The sequence below is a fragment of the Actinomadura sediminis genome (assembly GCF_042675525.1).
Classification (GTDB): domain Bacteria; phylum Actinomycetota; class Actinomycetes; order Streptosporangiales; family Streptosporangiaceae; genus Spirillospora; species Spirillospora sediminis.
In genome coordinates, this window is record NZ_JBHTJA010000110.1 from 1 (window position 1) to 21,011 (window position 21,011).

At 76.9% G+C, this 21,011-nt stretch carries 3 protein-coding genes; all 3 read right to left on the reverse strand.

Annotated elements, in window-relative coordinates; translation table 11 throughout:
* Nucleotides 1-4,427, reverse strand: a 4,427-nt coding sequence (locus ACFQ11_RS31790; RefSeq protein WP_378305447.1) for a type I polyketide synthase, incomplete at its 3' end; no start/stop codon positions are given.
* A 91-nt stretch (nucleotides 4,428-4,518) separates the two neighbouring features.
* A complete protein-coding gene (locus ACFQ11_RS31795) occupies nucleotides 4,519-19,755 on the reverse strand; it encodes a type I polyketide synthase (RefSeq protein ID WP_378305450.1) in 15,237 nt (5,078 codons plus the stop codon).
* A 29-nt stretch (nucleotides 19,756-19,784) separates the two neighbouring features.
* A partial coding sequence (locus ACFQ11_RS31800) for a type I polyketide synthase (protein WP_378305452.1) occupies nucleotides 19,785-21,011 on the reverse strand: 1,227 nt, incomplete at its 5' end.

Below are 21,011 nucleotides of genomic sequence, written 5' to 3' on the forward strand. Positions count from 1 at the left end.
TCGGCGGCCAGCTCGGCGGCGCCGGGCGCGTCGGCTCCGCGCCGGCCGGCCAGCACGAGGTGCCGGATCCCGTGGCGTTCCACGAGGTGCCGGGCGAGCAGGGCGCCGAGGCCGCCGGTGCCGCCGGTGACGACGACGGTCCCGGCGGCGTCCCACGCGGGCGGCTCCTCCCGGGCCGCGGGGACACGGGCGAGCCGGGGGACGAGGACGCCGCCGGGACGGGCGGCGAGCTCGGGTTCGCCCGCGGCGAGCGCCGCCGCGAGCGGTGCGGGGAGATCCGGTCCTTCGGGCAGGGGACCGTCGAGGTCGGCGAGGACGATGCGGCCGGCCTGCTCGCGCTGCGCCGTCCGCACCAGGCCCCACACCGCGGCGGCGACCGGGTCGACCCGGCGGGCGGCGTCGTCCGGCCCGGCGGCCTGCGCGTCGCGGGTGAGGACGACCAGCGTGGACCCGGCGAGCCGGTCGTCGGCCGCCCAGCCCTGCAGCAGGGCCAGGACGGCGGCGGTCGTCTCGTGGACGGCGCGCGGCACGTCCGCGGCCCCGGCCGGGGCGCACGGCGCGAGGACCGTGGCGGGCGGCTCGGCGCCGGCGGCCAGGGCCGCGTCGAGTTCCGGGAGGTCGAGGAACGCGCCGTGCCCGGCCGTCCGGACCGGCGCCAGCGCGCCCAGCGCGGCGACCGGCCCGGCGGCGGGGTCCGGGCGCCGGGCGGTTCCGTGCGGTGGCAGCGGCGTCCAGCGGACGCGGTAGAGGGCGTCGTCGCCCGCGGCGGGGCGCAGCGCGCCGGTGTCGACGGGACGCACGTCCAGGCGGGCGACCGAGCACACCGGGCGGCCCGCCGGGTCGGCGGCCCGCAGCGTCACCCCGCCGCCCTCGGCGGGGGCGAGGTGGACGCGCAGTTCCGCCGCGCCCGCCGCGTGCAGCTCCACGCCGCTCCACGCGAAGGGAAGTTCCACGGGGCCGGTGCGGTCGACGAGGCCGGTGTGGAGGGCGGCGTCCAGCAGCGCCGGGTGCAGCGCGTAGGCGTCGCCGGCGGCGTCCTCGGGGAGGGCCACCTCGGCGTAGACGTCCTCGCCGCGCCGCCACATCGCCCGCAGACCCTGGAACGCCGGGCCGTAGCCGTAGCCCTCTCCGGCCAGCCGCGGGTAGAGGTCGTCGACCGGGACGGGGACGGCCCCCGGCGGGGGCCAGGCGGACGGCTCGCCGAACGCGTCCGGGGGCGGGGCGGCGGGCGCGTCGCGGACGGCGCCCGTGGCGTGCCGCGTCCACGGGGCGTCCGCGTCGGAGCCGTCTGGGCGCGAGTGCACCGACACGGCGCGGCGGCCTCCGGCGTCCGCAGGTTCCAGGACGATCTGCACCTGCCGCGCGCGCCGCCCCTCCAGGACGAGCGGCGCGTGCAGGGTCAGCTCGTCCACGGCGCAGGCGCCGGCCGCCTGGTCGCCAGCGCGGATCACCAGTTCCAGGAACGCGGTGCCGGGCAGCAGGACGGTGCCGGACACGGTGTGGTCGGCGAGCCAGGGCTGGGCGTCCGCGGACAGCCGCCCGGTCACCACGGTGCCGCCCCCGCCGGCGAGCGCGACGGTCGCGCCGAGGATCGGGTGCGCGACCGGGGTCATCCCCACGGCCGCCGGGTCGCCGCCGCGGGCGGCGTCCAGCCAGAACCGCCGGTTCTGGAACGCGTAGGTGGGGAGCGGCACCGGGGTGGCGCCGGGGAAGAAGGGGGTCCAGTCCACCGGGAGGCCGCGGGTGTGCAGTTCGGCGGCCGACAGCGCGAACCGCCGCAGGCCGCCCTCGTCCCGGCGGAGCGTCCCGACCGCCGCCGCGGGGACGCCGGCGTCGTCGGCGATCTCCTGCAGGTTCGGCGCCAGGACCGGGTGCGGGCTGACCTCCACCAGGAAGGCGTGGTCGTCGTCGAGGGCGGCGCGGACGGCCAGGTCGAGCCGGACGGGTTCGCGCAGGTTCGCGTACCAGTACGCGGCGTCGAGCCCGTCGCCGTCCATCCGCCCGCCCGTGACGGAGGAGTAGAACGGCAGCGCCGCGGGGCGCGGCCGGACCGGCGCCAGTTCCGCGAGGAGCCGGTCCCGGATGCGTTCGACGTAGGGCGAGTGGGAGGCGTAGTCGGTGGCGATGCGGCGCGCCCGCACGCCGGCGGCGTCGCAGCGGGCCAGCAGTTCGGCCATGGCGGCGGCGGCGCCGGAGACCACGGTGGACGACGGCCCGTTCACCGTGGCGACGACCGGGCGGCCGTCGCCGTCCCCGCCGGGTTCGGCGGGCAGGTCCGCCAGCAGGGCGCGGACCTCGTCCGCCGGGAGCGCCACCGACACCATCCTGCCGTGCCCGGGCAGTTCCTCGGCGATCGCGCGGCTGCGCAGCGCGACGACCCGGGCCGCGTCCTCCAGCGTCAGCGCGCCCGCGACGCAGGCGGCGGCGATCTCCCCCTGCGACTGGCCGATCACGGCGGCGGGCTCGACGCCGTGGGCCCGCCACAGCGCGGCCAGGGCCACGTTGACCGCGAACAGCGCGGGCTGCACGACGTCGTCGCGGTCCAGGGCGGGGGCGCCGGGCGCACCGCGCAGGACGTCCCGCAGCGACCAGCCCACGTGCGGGAGCAGCGCGGCGGCGCACGCGTCCAGCTCGGCGGCGAACACGGGGCTGGAGTCCAGCAGCTCCACGGCCATGCCGTCCCATTGGGAGCCCTGCCCGGAGAACACGAAGGCGGCCTTCCCGCCCTCGCCCGCGAAGGCCCGCACGACGCCGGGCGCGGCGGCGCCGCTCTCCAGTGCGGCCAGGCCCGCGCGCAGCTCGTCGAGGTCCGATCCGACGAGCACGGCGCGATGCTCGAACGCCGACCGGGTGGTCGCCAGGGAGAGCCCCACATCGGCGGGCGCGAGGCCGGGACGGCGGTCGAGGTCGGCGCGCAGCCGCGCCGCCTGGGCGCGCAGCGCGTCCTCGTCGCGCGCCGACAGCGGCCACGGCAGCGCGCCGGGCGGGACGTGCGCGCCGCCGGGTTCGGGTGCGGCGCCGACGTGCGCGGTGTCGTCCCCGGCGGGCGCCGCCTCCAGGATCAGGTGGGCGTTGGTGCCGCTGACCCCGAACGAGGAGACGGCGGCGCGGCGCGGCCGGTCGAGGTCGGGCCAGGCGCGCGCGTCGGTCAGCAGCCGCACCGCGCCCGCGGACCAGTCCACCTCCGGGGTGGGCGCGTCGACGTGCAGCGTGCGCGGCAGCGTCCCGTGCCGCAACGCCATCACCATTTTGATCACCCCGCCCGCCCCGGCGGCGGCCTGGGTGTGCCCCACGTTCGACTTGAGCGAGCCGAGCCACAGCGGGACGTCGTCCGCCCGGTCCCCGTAGACGGCGAGGACGCTCTGCGCCTCGATCGGGTCGCCGAGCCGGGTCCCGGTGCCGTGCGCCTCGACCGCGTCGACGTCGCCGGGCGCGAGCCGCGCGTCGGCCAGCGCCGCCCGCATCACCCGCTGCTGGGACGGGCCGTTGGGGGCGGTGAGGCCGTTGGAGGCGCCGTCCTGGTTCACCGCGCCGCCGCGGATGACCGCGAGCACCGGGCGGCCGCCGGCCCGGGCGTCCGACAGCCGCTCGAGCACGAGCATCGCGGCGCCCTCGGACCAGCCGACCCCGTCGGCGGCGGCGGCGAACGACTTGCACCGGCCGTCGGGGGCCAGCCCGCGCTGCCGGCTGAACTCGATGAACGTGCCGGGCGTCGCCATCACGGTCGCGCCGCCCGCCAGCGCCAGCGAGCACTCGTCCCGCCGCAGCGACTGCACCGCCAGGTGCAGCGCGACGAGCGACGACGAGCAGGCCGTGTCGATGGTGACGGCCGGCCCTTCCAGCCCCAGCGTGTAGGAGATGCGGCCGGAGCCGACGGCGCCGGAGCTGCCGTTGCCCAGGTACGCCTCGTACTCCTCCATGCCGGGGGCGTGGATGCGCGCACCGTAGTCGTGGTACATCTGCCCGGCGAACACGCCCGTCCGGCTTCCCCGCAGCGTCGCCGGCACGATCCCGGCCCGCTCCAGCGCCTCCCACGACACCTGCAGCAGCAGCCGGTGCTGGGGGTCGCTGGTGAGCGCCTCCCGGGGCCCCATCCCGAAGAACGCGGCGTCGAACTCGGCCGCGTCGTGCAGGAACCCGCCCTGGTCGGTGTAGCTGGTGCCCGTCCGGTCCGGGTCGGGGTCGTAGAGCGCAGCCCGGTCCCAGCCGCGGTCGGCGGGGAAACCGGAGATCGCGTCGCGCCCGTCGTCGACGAGCGTCCACAGGTCCTCGGGCGTGCGGACCCCGCCCGGGTAGCGGCACCCCATCCCGACGATCGCGATCGGCTCGGCCGCGCGCTCGGTCACCTCGCCCAGGCGCCTGCGGGTGTCGTGGAGCTCGGCGGTGACGCGCTTCAGGTAGTCGCGGAGCTTCGCCTCGTTCGTCATCTGCACTCCGTCGCTCGCATCGGGTCGCTCGCAGGGGGTCGGTCGGTTCGGTCGGCGCGGCCGGTGCCGCGCGCGGGACCGGTGCGCGGGCTCACCGGCCGAGCTCCCGGTCGATGAGGTCGAACATGGCGTCGTCGTCGGCGTCGGCGAGCTCGTCCGCGACGTTCCGCTCGTCCCCGCCGGGGAGGCGCAGTTCGCGCCAGCGGTCCAGCAGCGCCCGCAGCCGGTCGCCGATCCGGTTCCGGTCGGCGTCGCCGAGCGCGCCCAGATCGGCGTCTCCGGGGGCGGCGAGGGCCGCTTCCAGCCGGTCCAGGCCGCCCAGCAGCGACACCTCCGGCGCCGCCGGGCCGGGGCCGAGCCGGTCACCGAGGTACTCCGCCAGCGCGGCCGGGTTCGGGTAGTCGAAGACGAGCGTGGCGGGCAGCCGGACCCCGGTCGCGGCGGTCAGCCGGTTCCGCAGCTCGATCGCCGTGAGCGAGTCGAAGCCGAGCTCGTCGAACGCCCGGCTCGCCCGGACGTCGGACGCCCCGTCGTGCCCGAGGACCGCCGCGGCCTCCGCCCGTACCAGCGCGACGAGCGCCTCGGCACGCTCCGGGCCGCTCAGCGCCGCGAGCGCCGCGCCCCGCGCCGCCGCCGTCGCCGCCGCGCCGCCGGGCGCCGCCTTGCGGCGCGCGGGCCGGTCCCCCACCAGGCCCGTGAGCATGGCCGGGAGCGTCCCGGCGTTCCGCCGTTCCCGCAGGGCGGCCAGGTGCAGCCGGACGGGCAGCACCGCGGGCGGGCCCGCGGTGACGGCCCGGTCGAACAGCGCCGGCCCGTCCGCCGCGGCGAGCGGCGCGACGCCGACGCGGCCGATCCGGTCGACGTCGGCCGCGGTGAGGTGCCCGGTCATGCCGGTCGGCCGCTCCCACAGCCCCCAGCCCAACGCCACCGCGGGCAGGCCGCTGGCCCGGCGCCGCGCGGCGAGCGCGTCCAGGTAGGCGTTCGCCGCCGCGTACGCCGCCTGGCCGGGCGTCCCGAGGGTGCCCGCCGCCGCCGAGTACAGGACGAACGCCGACAGGCCGAGGTGCCCGGTGAGCTCGTGCAGGTGCCGCGCCGCCGTCGCCTTGGCGTCCAGGACCGCGCCGACCCGGTCGGCGGTCAGCGAGGACAGGACGGCGTCGTCCATCACCCCGGCGGCGTGGACGACCGCGGTCAGCGGGCGTTCCGCGGGGATCGCGCCGAGGACGGACGCCAGCGCGTCCCGGTCCGCCGCGTCGCACGCGGCGAACGCGACCTCGGCCCCGAGCGCCGCCAGTTCCTCCCGGAGGTCCCCCGCGCCGGGCGCGTCCGCGCCGCGGCGGCTCAGCAGGAGCAGCCGCCGCGCTCCGTGCCCGCTCACCAGGTGCCGCGCCAGCACGGCGCCCAGGCCCCCGGTGCCGCCGGTGATCAGCACGGTGCCCGGGCCGGGGTCGAACGGCTCGGACGGGCCGTCCGCGCGGGGCACCGGCGCCAGGCGCGGGACGCGGACCGTGCCGGAGCGGATCGCGAACTGGGGCTCCCCTGTCGCGAGCGCCGCCGGCAGGGCGGCGGCGGAGGCGTCCGAGCCGTCCATGTCGGCGAGGACGAACCGGCCCGGATGCTCGGCCTGCGCGGAACGCACCAGCCCCCAGACGGCCGCGCCGCCGAGGTCGGCCGGACCGTCGCCGCCGGGCAGGACCGCGTTCCGGGTCAGCACCACCAGCGTGGACGCCGCCAGCCGTTCGTCCTCCAGCCAGGACCGCAGCGCCGCCAGCACTCGGCGGACCGCCGGTCCCGCGTCGTCGGCCGGATCGCCCGCCGCCGCCCCGGCCGGGAAAGACACGGCGTCGGGGACGGGCGCGCCGCCGTCCAGGGCGGTGCGCAATGCGCCGATGTCGGGCGTCTCGCGGACGGGCGTCCCTGGGACGTCCCCGTGGGCGGGAGGCGGGTCGGTCCAGTCGACCAGGTACAGCTCGCCGCCCGCGGCACCGCCGGACCCGTTCTCCGCGTGCGGCACCGCCGTGATCGGCCGCATGACGAGCGACCCGATCGACACGACCGGCGCGCCCGCCGGGTCGGCCGCCGCCAGCCGGACCGCGCCGTCCCGCCCGACGGCCAGCCGGACCCGCAGGCCGACCGCCCCGGCCGCGTGCAGCGTCACCGCGTTCCAGGCGAACGGCACCACCGACCCCGCGTCCGCCCGTCCGGTGAGCGCGTACGCCTGCACGGCGACGTCGAGCAGCGCGGGGTGGACGCCGTAGCGGTCCGCCTCGTCCCGCAGGTCCGAGGCCAGCTCGACCTCGGTGAAGACCTCGTCGCCGTCGGCGCCGGTGCGGTGCCACGCCGCCCGGATCCCCTGGAACGCGGGCCCGTAGGACAGGCCGCCGTCGACGTGCGGGTCGCCGAACCCGTCGAGGTCAAGCGGAACCGCGTCGGGCGGCGGCCAGTGCGCCGCCTCGCGGTCGGTGTCCGATTCCGGCGGGGCGGCGGCGAGGACACCCGCCGCGTGCCTGGTCCAGGGTTCCTCCAGCGAGGCGCCCTGCGGGCGCGCGTACACCGCCACGTCGCGCCGCCCGTCGGCGCCCGCGGCGTCGACGGTGACCTGAACGTCCACCGCGCCGTCCGCGGGGATCGTCAGCGGGGCTTCGAGGGCGAGTTCGTCGAGGAACCCGCAGCCGACCCGGTCGCCGGCGTGGATCGCGAGTTCCACGAAGCCGGTGCCGGGGAACACCGTGGCCTCACCGATCCGGTGGTCGGCCAGCCACGGCTGCGTCCGCGCCGACACCCGTCCGGTCAGGACGACCGCACCGGACCCGGCCTGGGAGACGGCGGCGTCGAGCAGCGGGTGGCGCGCGGAGTCGGCCCCTGCCCCGGCCGTGTCCGGGTCGCGCCAGTAGCGGCGGCGTTGGAACGGGTAGGTCGGCAACTCGACACGCCGAGCACCGGACCCGGCGAACAGGGCACCCCAGTCGACGTCGTGACCGCGTTCCCACCAACGGCCGACCGCCCCCAGCAGCACCTCCACCTCATCACGGTCGGCACGCGCCACCGCGACGAACTCCCCCTCCTCACCCCGCAAACACCCCGACCCCGGCCCCGACAACACCGCCGAAGGCCCCACCTCAACAAACGTGCGAACACCCTCACCTTCGAGCGTCCGGACGGCATCGGCGAACCGAACCGTCTCCCGCACATTACGCAGCCAATACCCCGGTGAGAGCAGCATCTCGCCGGTCCGCTCGCCCGTCACCGTCGACACCAGCGGAATGGTCGGCGGGTGGAAGGTGACCGAGGCCAGAACCTCGGCATAGTCGTCGAGCATCGGCTCCATCTGCGCCGAATGGAACGCGTGGGAAACCTTCAAGGGGGTGGTCTTGCGGCCCCGGTCCTTCCACTCGGCCGCCACCCGAGCCACCGCGTCCTCATCCCCCGACAGCACCACCGAAGAAGGACCATTCACCGCCGCCACTTCCACCCCGGACGGCAGAACGAGTTCATCCTCCGACGCCTGCACCGCCACCATCGCCCCACCCGATGGGAGGGACCCCATCAACGAAGCGCGTGCCCGCACCACGCGGCAGGCGTCTTCCAGGGACCACACCCCCGCCACATGGGCGGCCGTCACCTCACCGATCGAATGACCCGCCACGAAATCCGGGACCACACCCCACGACTCGACCAACCGGAACAACGCCACCTCGAACGCGAACAGACCACACTGGGCGTGCTCGGTCCGATCCACCAGGTCCGGGTGCTCCCACACCACCTCCCGCAACCCCGCAAAGTGCCCGCACACCTCCTCGAACGCCTCCGCGAACACCGGAAAGACCTCGGACAACCCGCGGCCCATCCCGACCCGCTGAGCGCCCTGACCGGAGAACACCACCGCCGAACGACCCGGGTCGGCGACCGTCGACTCCGGATGTCCGGCGTCGGCGAGCCGCTCCAGAAGTTCCGCCCGGTCGGAGCCGATGACCACCGCACGGTGCTCGAAGCGCGAGCGGGTCGTCGCGAGGGAGAAACCCACGTCCAGAGGGTGCAGCTCCGGCCGCTCCCCCACGAACGACCGCAGGCCCTCCGCCTGCGCCCGCAGCGCCCCCGCATCACGACCCGACACCACCCACGGGACGGTCGAGAGCCGATTCCCGGCCCTGGGCGCCGAGGCCGGCTCGGAATCCGGCTCGGGCTCGGGGTCGGGTGCCTGCTCCAAGATCACGTGGGCGTTGGTGCCGCTGATCCCGAACGACGAGACGCCCGCACGCCGCGCCCGCCCCGTCTCCGGCCACGCACGGTCCTCGGTGACCAGCTCCACGGCGCCCGACGACCAGTCCACCTCACGTGACGGCTCATCCACATGCAACGTCCGCGGGACGAGTCCGCGCCGCATCGCCAGCACCATCTTGATCACACCGGCCACACCGGCGGCGGCCTGCGTGTGCCCCAGGTTCGACTTCACCGAACCCAGCAGCAACGCACGATCCCGGTCCCGCCCATAGACCCCGAGGAGGGCTTGCGCCTCGATCGGGTCGCCCAGCCGGGTGCCGGTGCCGTGGCCTTCCACCACGTCCACATCGGACGGCGACAGACCGGCGTCCGCCAGCGCCTGGCGGATCATCTCCTCCTGTGCCGGGCCGTTGGGTGCGGTGAGGCCGTTGGACGCGCCGTCCTGGTTCACCGCCGAACCACGCACCACCGCCAGCACCGGATGACCATTGCGCCGCGCGTCCGACAGACGCTCCAGCACCAGCATCCCGACACCCTCCGACCAGCCCGTCCCATCGGCACCCGACGCGAACGCCTTGCACCGCCCGTCCGGCGCCAGCCCCCGCTGCTTGGCGAACGAGATGAACGCCTTCGGGGTGGACATGACGGTGACGCCGCCCGCGAGCGCCAGCGGGCATTCGCCGCGCCGGAGCGACTGCGCGGCGAGGTGCAGCGCCACCAGCGACGACGAGCAGGCCGTGTCCACCGTCATCGCCGGGCCCTCAAGCCCGAACGTGTAGGAGATCCGGCCGGAGAACGCGCTCGCGGAGTTGTGGATGTCGGCGCCGTAGTCCTGGAGGTTCGTGCCGACGAACACGCCGACGCGGTCGCCGCGGAGGGTGCGCGGGTCGATCCCGCCGTGCTCCAGCGCCGTCCAGGCGCTCTCCAGCAGGAGGCGCTGCTGCGGGTCGAGGTCCCGCGCCTCGCGCGGCGAGATGCCGAAGAATCCGGCGTCGAACGCCGCGACGTCGTCCAGGAAGCCGCCGACGCGCACGTAGGAGCGGCCGGGCGTGCCGGGTTCGGGATCGTAGACGGCGTCGACGTCCCAGCCGCGGTCCGCGGGGAACCCGGTGATCGCGTCGCCGCCCCGTTCGAGCAGCCGCCACAGGTCGTCGGCGGACCGCACCCCGCCGGGGAACCGGCAGCTCATCGCCACGACGGCGATCGGCTCGTCGTGCCGGACCGCGGCGGCCGGGACGGGCGCGCGGGCGGCGGCGTCGCCGGGTCCGGCGAGCAGGTCCTCCAGGTGCGCGGCGGCGGCCTCGGGGGTCGGCCGGTCGAACACCAGCGTGGCGGGCAGCGGCACACCGGCCGCGGCGGACAGCCGGTCGCGCAGCTCGACGCCGGTGACCGAGTCGAGCCCGAGATCCCGGAAGGACCGGTCGGCGGGGACGGCGCCCGCCGAGTCGTGGCCGAGGACCGCGGCGGTCTCGGTCCGGACGAGCTCGGCGAGCAGCTCCGCGCGGCGTGGTCCGGGCAGCCCGGCGACGCGCCGGGCGAGTTCGGACGCCGGCGCGGGGCCGTCCGGGGCGGGCGGCGCCGCGGGGCGGGCCTCGGGGACGCCGCTCAGCAGCGGGCCGGGACGGCGCGCGGTGAAGATCGGCGCGAACCGTTTCCAGTCGACGTCGGCGACGACGAGCCCGGACTCGTCCCGGTCCAGGATCCGGTCGAGCGCGGTGACGGCGAGCCCGGGGTCGAGGCCGCGCACACCCTGTCCGGCCAGCCACTCGCCGAGCGAGGTCCCGGACGCGATGCCGTCGCCCGCCCACAGCCCCCACGCCACGGACGTCGCCGCGGCCCCGCGCGCCCGACGCCGCTGCGCGAGCGCGTCGAGGTGCGCGTTCGCCGCCGCGTAGGCGGCCTGGGCGGCGCTCCCCCACACCCCGGCCACGGAGGAGAAGAGCACGAACGCGTCCAGGTCGTGGTCGATCAGTTCGTCCAGGTTGCGGGCCCCGCCGACCTTCGCGGCGAACACGTCGGCGACGTCGGCCGCGGTGGTCTCCGCGGCGGCGGTCCGGCCCGACGCGGCGTCGCCGCCGCCCCGTCCCGACGTCCCGGCGGCGTGGAACACCGCCGTCACGTGGTGCTCGGCGAGCAGGTCCCGGACGGCCGGCCGGTCCGCCAGGTCGCAGGCGGCGAGGGTCACCCGGACCCCGGCCGCCTCCAGTTCGGCCGCCAGGCGGGCGGCGCCGGGCGCGTCGGCTCCGCGCCGGCCGGCCAGCACGAGGTGCTCGGCACCGCGCTCGGCGAGCCGGCGTGCGACGTGCCCGCCGATGGCGCCGGTCCCGCCGGTGATCAGCACCGTGCCGCGGGGGCGCCAGCCGCCGTCGCCGGACGGGGGCGGTTCCGGGGCGCGGCGGATCCGGCACCCGAACAGCCCGGACGGGCGCACCGCGAGCTGGTCCTCCGGCTCCGGGACGCCGCCCGCGACGGCGTCGGCGAGGAGGCGCAGGGCGCGGTCGTCCGGTTCGGCCGGCAGGTCGAGGAGGCCGCCCCACCGGTCCGGCAGTTCCAGGCGGAGCGAGCGGCCGAGGCCCCAGATCCCGGCCTGGACGGGGTCGGCGGGGGCGTCGGCGGCGTCCACGGTCTGGGCGCCGCGCGTGCAGATCCACAGCGGCGCGGGGACGCGGGCGTCGCCGAGCGCCTGGACGAGCAGGAGCACGCCGGCCACGTGCCGGTCCACGTGCGGGTGGGCGGGGTGGGGCCGGTCGTCCGTTCCGGGCAGGGACAGCACGACCGTGAACGGGGAGTCGTCCCGCCGCAGCCGTTCGATCCGGGCGGCGAGCGCGGCGCGGCCGGCGGCGTCGTCCGGGTCCGGGGCGGGCGGTTCCAGCACGGCGTGGCCGATGCCGCGCTCGTCCAGCACCGCCGTGAGCCGGTCGCGGGCGGGGTGCTCCGGCGGGAGGACGAGCAGCCACCGTTCCCCGGCCGGGCGCGGGCGCGCGGGCGCGGGCAGGGCGGTCCAGCCGATGCGGTAGCGCAGGGCGGCGACGGCGGCGTCGTCGTCGCGTCGCCGCCGCCACTCCGACAGCGCGGGCAGGACGGTGCCGAGTGCGCCGTCGGCGGCGTCGCCGTCGATCCCGAGGACGCGGCGGAGGCCGCCGACGTCGCCGCGTTCGACGGCCGCCCAGAACCCGGAATCGTCGGGGCCCGCCGCGTCGCGGTGGGCCGCGTCATGGTGGGCATCGTCGTCGGCCCAGTGGCGGGTGCGCTGGAACGGGTAGGTCGGCAGGCCGACGCGCCGCGCGGAGGTGCCGGCGAAGGCGGCGTCCCAGGCGAGGTCGGTGCCGCGCGTCCACAGGCGGGCGAGGGCGCGGGCGTACGCGCCGTGCTCGGGCCCGTCGCCGCCCGACAGGGCGACGAAGGCGCCGTCCCGCCGGGCGAGGCACTCCGGGCCGGTGGCGGACAGCACCGCCCGGGGCCCGTACTCCAGGAAGGTCCGGACGCCGCGTTCTTCCAGGGCGTGCACGGCGTCGGCGTACCGGACGGTGTCGCGGACGTTGCGCAGCCAGTGCTCCGGGGAGGTCACGTCCGCCGCCGCGTCTCCGGTGACCATCGAGACGATCGGGATTCGTGGCGGCCGGTAGGAGACCGACTCCAGGACCTTCCGGAAGTCGGCCAGCATCGGGTCCATGTGGGCGGAGTGGAAGGCGTGGGAAACGTGCAACCGGGTCGTCCGGCCGGAGCCGAGCGAACCGGCCAGTTCCAGGACCGCGTCCTCGTCGCCGGACAGCACCACCGAGCGGGGGCCGTTCACGGCGGCGAGTTCCACCCCGTCCGCCGGCAGCGGCAGGTCGCCGGGGGCGGCGTTGACGGCGACCATGGCGCCGCCCTGCGGGAGGTCCTCCATCAGCCGGGCGCGCGCGTCGACGACCCGGCACGCGTCGGGCAGCGACCAGACGCCCGCGGCGTACGCCGCGACCAGCTCGCCGATGGAATGCCCGGCGAGCAGGTCGGGGACGACGCCCCACGACTCGGCCAGCCGGTACAGCGCGACCTCGAACGCGAACAGTCCGCGCTGCGCGTACCGGGTCCGGTCGATCGCTTCGGCGCGCGACCACAGCGCGTCCCGCAGCCCGCCCGCCTGCGGGTCGAGCGCGTCGAACTCCGCGCAGACCTCGTCGAACGCCGCCGCGAAGACGGGGAACGCCGCGTGCAGGTCGCGTCCCATGCCGAGACGCTGGGAGCCCTGCCCGGAGAACAGCGCGGCGACCGGTCCGCCGCCGGCGTCGGGCGTGACGTCCCGGACGACGCCGCCGTCGGGGTCCCCGGCGGCGACGGCCCGCAGGCCGCGCAGCACGGCCGCGCCGTCGGCGGCGCACACCGCGGCGCGGTGCTCGAAACGTCCCCGGGTCGTCGCCAGGGAGAATCCGACGTCCACGAGGTCGGGGGCGGGGTCGTCGTCCAGCGCCGCCAGCAGCCGCGCGGCCTGGTCGCGCAGGGCGCCGGGCGCCCGGGCGGACAGCGGCAGCAGCAGCCCGCTCTCCGGCCACGGCCGCCCGCCGCCGGAAGCGGTGTCCGGGGCCGCGCCGCCGCCGGTCTCGGCGGGCGCGTCCGGCGGCGCCTGTTCGAGGATCATGTGCGCGTTGGTGCCGCTGATCCCGAACGAGGACACGGCCGCGCGGCGCGGGCGTCCCGTCTCCGGCCACGCGCGCTCCTCGGTGACCAGCTCGACGGCGCCCGACGACCAGTCCACCTCCCGTGACGGCTCGTCGACGTGCAACGTCCGCGGGACGATCCCGTGGCGCATCGCCAGCACCATCTTGATCACGCCCGCGGCGCCGGCCGCGGCCTGGGTGTGGCCGATGTTCGATTTCAGCGACCCGAGCAGCAGCGGGCGGGCGGCGCCGCGGCCCCGCCCGTACGTGGCGAGGAGCGCCCGCGCCTCGATCGGGTCGCCGAGCGTGGTCCCGGTGCCGTGGCCCTCCATGACGTCCACGTCGGCGACGTCGAGGCCCGCGTTGGCGAGCGTCCGCCGGATCACCCGTTCCTGGGACGGCCCGTTCGGCGCGGTCAGCCCGTTGGAGGCCCCGTCCTGGTTCACCGCGCTGCCCCGCACCACCGCGAGCACCGGGTGGCCGTTGCGGCGCGCGTCCGACAGGCGCTCCAGCAGCAGCACACCGGCGCCCTCGGCCCAGCCGACGCCGTCGGCGGCGGACGCGAAGGAACGGCAGCGGCCGTCGGGCGACAGCGCCCGCTGCCGGGAGAACTCCACGAACATCTCCGGAGTCGCCATCACCGCGACCCCGCCCGCGAGCGCCAGCGAGCACTCCCCCTGCCGGAGCGACTGCGCGGCCAGGTGCAGGGCGACCAGCGACGACGAGCACGCCGTGTCCACCGTCACCGCCGGTCCCTCCAGCCCGAGCGTGTAGGAGACGCGCCCCGACACGACACTGCCGCCGGGACCGGCCCCGGGATAGTCGTGGTACATCACGCCGGCGAACACCCCGGTCGGGCTGCCGTGCAGGGTCGCCGGGTCGATGCCCGCGCGCTCCAGCGCCTCCCACGAGGTCTCCAGCAGGAGCCGCTGCTGGGGGTCCATGGCGGCGGCCTCGCGCGGCGAGATGCCGAAGAAGCCCGGGTCGAAGTCCGCCGCGTCGTGCAGGAAGCCCCCGCGCTCCACGTACGTGGTCCCCGGCCGCGTCCGGGTCGGGTCGTGCACGGCGGGGTCCCAGCCGCGGTCGTCCGGGAACGCGGAGGTCGCGTCCGCGCCGTCGCGCACCAGCCGCCACAGGTCCTCGGGCGTGCGCGCCCCGCCCGGGTAGCGGCAGGCCATGGCGACGACCGCGATCGGGTCGTCGGTCGCGGCGGCGACGGCCGCGGCCGGTTCCCGCGCGGGCGCCGGCGCGGCGTCCGCGAACAGCCGGCCGGCCAGGTGCTCGGCCAGCGCCGACGGGGTGGGATGGTCGAAGGCCAGGGTGGCGGGGAGGGCGAGCCCGGTCGCGTCGCGCAGCAGGTTGCGCATCTCCACGGCCGCGAGGGAATCGAACCCGAGGTCGCGGAACGCGGCCCGGGTCCCGACGGCGTCGGGCGAGGGATGCCCGAGCACCGTCGCGGCCGTGGCGCGCACCACGTCCAGCAGCGCCCGCCGCCTGGCCTGGCCGTCGAGTCCGCCCAGCCGGGCGGTCAGATCCGTTCCGGCGGGCGCGGCGCCGCCGGTGGCGGCGGCACGGCGCGACGGCCCGCGCAGGAATCCCCGCAGCAGCGCGGGAACCTCGTCGGTGCGGGCGTTCAGCGCGGCCCGGTCGATCCGCAGCGGCGCCACGGCGGGCTCGCGGCCGCGCAGCGCCGTGTCGAACATCTCCAGCGCCTCGCCGGTCCCGAGGGGCGGCAGGCCCAGCCGGCGCAGCCGCAGCAGATCGGTCTCGGTGAGCCGCTCCGCCATGCCCGCGGCGTCCCACAGGCCCCAGGCCAGCGACGTCGCGGGCAGCCCGCGCGCCGCCCGGTGCGCGGCGAGGCCGTCGAGGAACGCGTTGGCCGCCGCGTAACCGGCCTGCCCGGCGCCCAGCACCAGGCCGCCCACGGAGGAGTACAGGACGAACGCCGACAGATCGAGCCCCTCCGTGAGTTCGTGCAGGTGCCACGCCGCGTCCGCCTTGGGACGCATCGCCCGGTCCACCTGCTCGGGAGTGAGCGCCGCGACGACCGCCGGCTCGGCGATCCCGGCGGTGTGCACGACCGCCGTCAGCGGATGCCCGGCGGGGATCGAGTCCAGCAGGGCCGCGAGCGCGTCGCGGTCGGCGACGTCGCAGGCGACCGGCACGGCCTCGGCGCCGAGCGCGGCCAGTTCCGCGCGCAGGTCGGCGGCGCCGGGCGCGTCCGCGCCGCGGCGGCTCTCCGGCAGCAGCCGCCGCTCGCCGTGCTCCGCCGCGAGGTGGCGGGCCAGCACCGCGCCGAGCCCGCTCGTCCCGCCGGTGATCAGCACCGTGCCGCGGGGGCGCCAGGTCGGCGCCGCGCTCGTCGCGGCACCGTCCTCGGGCTCCGCTGCGCGCCGCACCGGCACGAGGCGCGGGACGAGGAGCGTGCCCGCCCGCACCGCCGCCTCGGGCTCCCCGGACGCGACCGCGGCGGCGACCGCGGCGCCGTCGTCTCCCCGGCCGTCGAGGTCGACGAGCGCCAGCCGCCCCGGATGCTCGGCCTGCGCGGCCCGCACCAGCCCCCACAGCGCGGCCTGCGCCGGGTCCGCCCGCTCGGTGCCGTCACCTGCGGCGACCGCCCCGCGGGTGGTCACCACCAGCAGCGCCCCGGCAGTCCGCGGGTCCGCCAGCCACGCCTGGACGTCGCCGAGCACGCGCCGCACGGCCGTGCGAGCCCGCTCCGCGACCGTCCCCTCTCCCCGCGGCTCGCTCTCCGGCGCGCACGTCAGCAGCACGACGTCCGGCACCGGGCCGTCCGGGGACGGACCCTCCAGCACGCCGGCCGCCTCCGGGTACGGCGCAGCCGTCCCGTCCGGCACCGCCCGGACCGGACGCCAGTCGACCGCGTACAGCGCGTCCCCCGTGCCCCGCGCGGTGCCCGCGAGCCGCTCGGCGGGAATCTCCCGGGGGGTGATCGACGCGATCTCGGCGACCGGCGCCCCCGCCGGGTCCGCGACCGTCACGGAGATCGTGCCGTCCTCGTCGCGGAGCCGTACCCGGACGGCGGTGGCTCCCGTCGCCGCCGAGGCGACGCCGCGCCAGGCGAACGGGATGATGGTGGCCGGTTCCGCGTCCCTCGGGGCGGCGTGGTCGAGCAGCCAGGCGTGCACGGCGGCGTCCAGCAGCGCCGGGTGCAGGCCGAACCCGGCGGGGTCCGTGCCCTCCGGCAGCGCCACTTCGGCGAACAGGTCCGTGCCCCGGCGCCATGCCGCGCGCAGCCCACGGAACACTGGACCGTAGTCGTACCCGGCGGCGGCCAGCCGCTCGTAGGCGTCGCCGAGGTCGACGGGCCCGGCCCCGGGCGGCGGCCAGGCGGCCAGGTCGGCGGGGGCGGCGTCCGGTCGTCCGGCGGGGACGAGGACGCCGTCGGCGTGCCGGGTCCAAGGGTCTTGCAGGTCAAATTCACCGGTACGGGAATGGACGGAGAACGCGCACCGCCCGGTGGCGTCGGGGGCGCTCACGAGGATTTGCAGCTGCACCGCGTCGTCGTCGGGCAGGATCAGCGGCTCCTGCAGCGTCATCTCCTCCAGGAGGCCGCACCCCGCGACGTCTCCCGCGTGCATGGCCAGTTCCAGGAAGGCCGTGCCGGGGAACACGATCGCGCCCCTCAGCCGGTGGTCGGCCAGCCACGGGTGGCTCCGCGCGGACAGCCGCCCGGTCAGGACCAGGCCCTCGGCGTCGGCCCGCGCGACGGCGGCGCCCAGAAGCGGATGCCCGGCGGGCGAGAGCCCGAGCCCGGACGCGCCGGCGGCGCCGGGCGGCGCGTCCAGCCAGTAGCGGCGGCGTTGGAACGGGTAGGTCGGCAACTCGACACGCCGGGCACCGGTACCAGTGAACAGGGCGCCCCAGTCGACGTCGTGACCGCGTTCCCACCACCGGCCGACCGCCCCCAGCAGCACCTCCACCTCATCACGGTCGGCACGCGCCACCGCGACGAACTCCCCCTCCGCACCCCGCAAACAGCCCGACCCCGGCCCCGACAACACCGCCGAAGGCCCCACCTCAACGAACGTGCGAACACCCTCACCTTCAAGGGTCCGGACGGCATCGGCGAACCGCACCGTCTCGCGCACATTACGCAGCCAATACCCCGGTGAGAGCAGCATCTCGCCGGTCCGCTCGCCCGTCACCGTCGACACCAGCGGAATGGTCGGCGGGTGGAAGGTGACCGAGGCCAGAACCTCGGCATAGTCGTCGAGCATCGGCTCCATCTGCGCCGAATGGAACGCGTGCGACACCTTCAAGGGGGTGGTCTTGCGGCCCCGGTCCTTCCACTCGGCCGCCACCCGAGCCACCGCGTCCTCATCCCCCGACAGCACCACCGAAGAAGGAGCGTTGATCGCCGCCAGCTCCACCCCGGACGGCAGGTCGAGTTCGTCTTCGGACGCCTGGACGGCGACCATCGCCCCACCCGCAGGCAGAGCACCCATCAACGAAGCGCGCGCCCGCACCACGCGGCAGGCGTCCTCCAGGGACCACACCCCCGCCACATGGGCGGCGGTCACCTCACCGATCGAATGACCCGCCACGAAATCCGGGACCACACCCCACGACTCGACCAACCGGAACAACGCCACCTCGAACGCGAACAGACCACACTGGGCGTGCTCGGTCCGATCCACCAGGTCCGGGTGCTCCCACACCACCTCCCGCAACCCCGCAAAGTGCCCGCACACCTCCTCGAACGCCTCCGCGAACACCGGAAACGCCTCGGACAACCCGCGGCCCATCCCGACCCGCTGAGCGCCCTGACCGGAGAACACCACCGCCGAACGACCCGGCTCGTCGCTCACCATTCCGGCCAGCCTGTGCCCCGCCAGGGCGTCGAGCAGTTCCGCACGGTCGGTGCCCACTACCACCGCACGGTGCTCGAAGGGGGAACGGGTGGTCGCGAGGGAGAAACCCACGTCCACTGGGTCCAGCTCCGGCCGCTCCCCCACGAACGACCGCAGGCCCTCCGCCTGCGCCCGCAGCGCCCCCGCATCACGACCCGACACCACCCACGGGATCACGGACGGTGCGGGTCGATGCGCGGCCACCGGCTCGGGGTCGGGCGCCTGCTCCAAGATCACGTGGGCGTTGGTGCCGCTGATCCCGAACGACGACACCCCCGCACGCCGCACCCGCCCCGTCTCCGGCCACGCACGGTCCTCCGTGACCAGCTCCACCGCACCCGACGACCAATCCACCTCACCCGACGGCTCGTCCACATGCAACGTCCGCGGAACCACACCCCGCCGCAACGCCAGCACCATCTTGATCACACCCGCCACACCCGCGGCCGCCTGCGTGTGCCCCAGATTCGACTTCACCGAACCCAGCAACAACGCACGATCCCGATCCCGCCCATAAACCCCCTGCAACGCCTGCACCTCGATCGGATCACCCAACCGCGTGCCCGTCCCATGCCCCTCCACCACGTCCACATCGGACGGCGACAGACCGGCATCGGCGAGCGCGGCCTGGATCACGCGTTCTTGCGACGGGCCGTTCGGCGCGGTGAGGCCGTGGCTGGCGCCGTCCTGGTTCACGGCCGACCCGCGCAGCACGGCGAGGACGGGGTGGCCGTTGCGACGCGCGTCCGACAACCGCTCGAGCAGCAGGACGCCGACGCCCTCGGACCAGCCGAGCCCGTTCGCGGTGCGGGCGAACGGCTTGCAGCGGCCGTCCGGGGCGAGGTTCCCCAGGCGGCTGAACTGGACGAACGTGTCGGGCGTCGACATCACCGTGACGCCGCCGGCCAGCGCCAGCGAGCACTCGCCGCGCCGCAGCGACTGCACCGCCAGGTGCAGCGCCACCAGCGACGACGAGCACGCCGTGTCCACCGTCACCGCCGGGCCGCGGAAGCCGAAGGTGTAGGAGACGCGGCCGGACAGGACGCTCGCGATGCCGCCGAGGCCGAGCTTGCCCTCGAGGGGGGACGGGGCGTGCGCGAGCCGGGACGCGTGGTCGCCGTGCATCACCCCGGCGAACACGCCGGTGTCGGTGTCCCGGATGGAGGCGGGCACGATGCCCGCGCCTTCGAACGCCTCCCAGGCGGCCTCCAGCAACAGCCGCTGCTGCGGGTCGATGGTGGGCGCGTCGCGGGGGCCGATCCCGAAGAAGGCGGGGTCGAAGTCCGCGGCGTCGTACAGGAATCCGCCCTCGGCGGCGACCGAGGTGCCGGGATGGCCGGGGTCGGGGTGGTGGAGGCCGTCGAGGTCCCAGCCGCGGTCGGTGGGGAACGGCCCGATCGCGTCGGCGCCGTCGGCGAGCAGGGACCACAGGTCGGTGGCGGACCGGACGCCGCCGGGGAAGCGGCAGCCGATGCCGACGATCGCGAGCGGCTCCGTCGCGGCGGCGGCCATCTCCAGGTTCGCCCGGCGCAGCCGCTCGTTCTCCTTCAGTGCGCTGCGGAGCGCGCTGACGAGCTTGTCCTCTGAGTCCGGCATGGCACTTCCCCCAGGGTCGGTTCGGCGGTTCAGAAGTCGTCGGCGCCGGTGTCGCTCAACGCGAGCCGGATCAGGTCGTCGGCGGCCATGGAGTCGAGGTTCTCCGTCCCGTCGTCGTCCGCCGTCGCGGCGGGGCCGTCGGCCAGCCGCAGCAGCGCGTCGAGCAGGCCGGACCGGCGCAGCCGGTCGACCGGGACGCGGGCGAGCGCGTCCCGCACGGCCGTGTCGGGGTCGGCGGCCGCGCCGCCGGCGTCGTCGCCGCCGGTGGCGGGACGGCCGTCCAGGAGCCGGTCGCGGAGGTGATCGGCGAGGGCGGCGGGGGTCGGATGGTCGAACACGAGGGTGGGCGGGAGGGTGAGGCCGGTTGCGGCGGCCAGCCGGTTGCGCAGTTCCACGGTCATCAGCGAGTCGAAGCCGAGTTCGCGGAACGGGCGTTCGGGCCGGACGGCGCCGCGCCGGTGATCGGCGACCACGGCGATGTGCGTGATGACCAGCTCGCGGAGCCGGTCCCGCAGTTCGCCGGGAGCGAGGTCGCCGAACCGCTCGGCGGGCTCGTCCAGCGGCGGCGGCGCGGCGCCCGCCGTCCGCCGCAGGGCGCGGCGGAGCAGCGGCGGGACGTCCCCGGCGGGGGCGCCGCCGGGATGCAGCCGGAGCGGGACGGCGGCGGGCGCCGCGGCGGCGGGCGCGGGGGCGAAGAGGTCGAGCGCCTCGGCGGTGGGGAGCGGCGCGACGCCCATCCGCCGGTTGCGGGCGAGGTCGTTCTCTCCGAGGTCGCGGGTCATCGCGCTGCTCTCCTCCCACATGCCCCAGGCGAGGGACAGGCCGGGGAGGCCCGCGGCCCGCCGCCGGTGGGCCAGCGCGTCGAGGAAGGCGTTGGCGGCGGCGTAGCCGGACTGGCCGGCCGTGCCGAGGACCCCGGCGGCGGAGGAGAACACCGCGAACATCGCCAGGTCCAGGTCGGCGGTCAGCTCGTGCAGGTGCCAGGCCGCGTCCGCCTTCGGCGCGAGGACCGTTTCGAGCCGGTCGGGCGTCATCGCGGTGAGGACGGCGTCGTCGAGCACGCCCGCGGTGTGCACCACCGCGGTGAGGGGGTGCGCCGCGGGAACGGCGTTGGCCAGGAGTTTCGCGAGCGCGTCCCGGTCCGCGACGTCGCAGGCGACGACGGACGCCCGCGCGCCGAGCGCGGCCAGGTCGGCGACCAGGACGTCGGCGGCCTCGGCGGCCGGTCCGCGGCGGCCGACGAGCAGCAGCCGGCG

Excerpts from the sequence above, each read along its gene's own strand:
- ACFQ11_RS31795 (WP_378305450.1), bottom strand. The coding sequence starts at position 19,755 with ATGCCGGACTCAGAGGACAAGCTCGTCAGCGCGCTCCGCAGCGCACTG.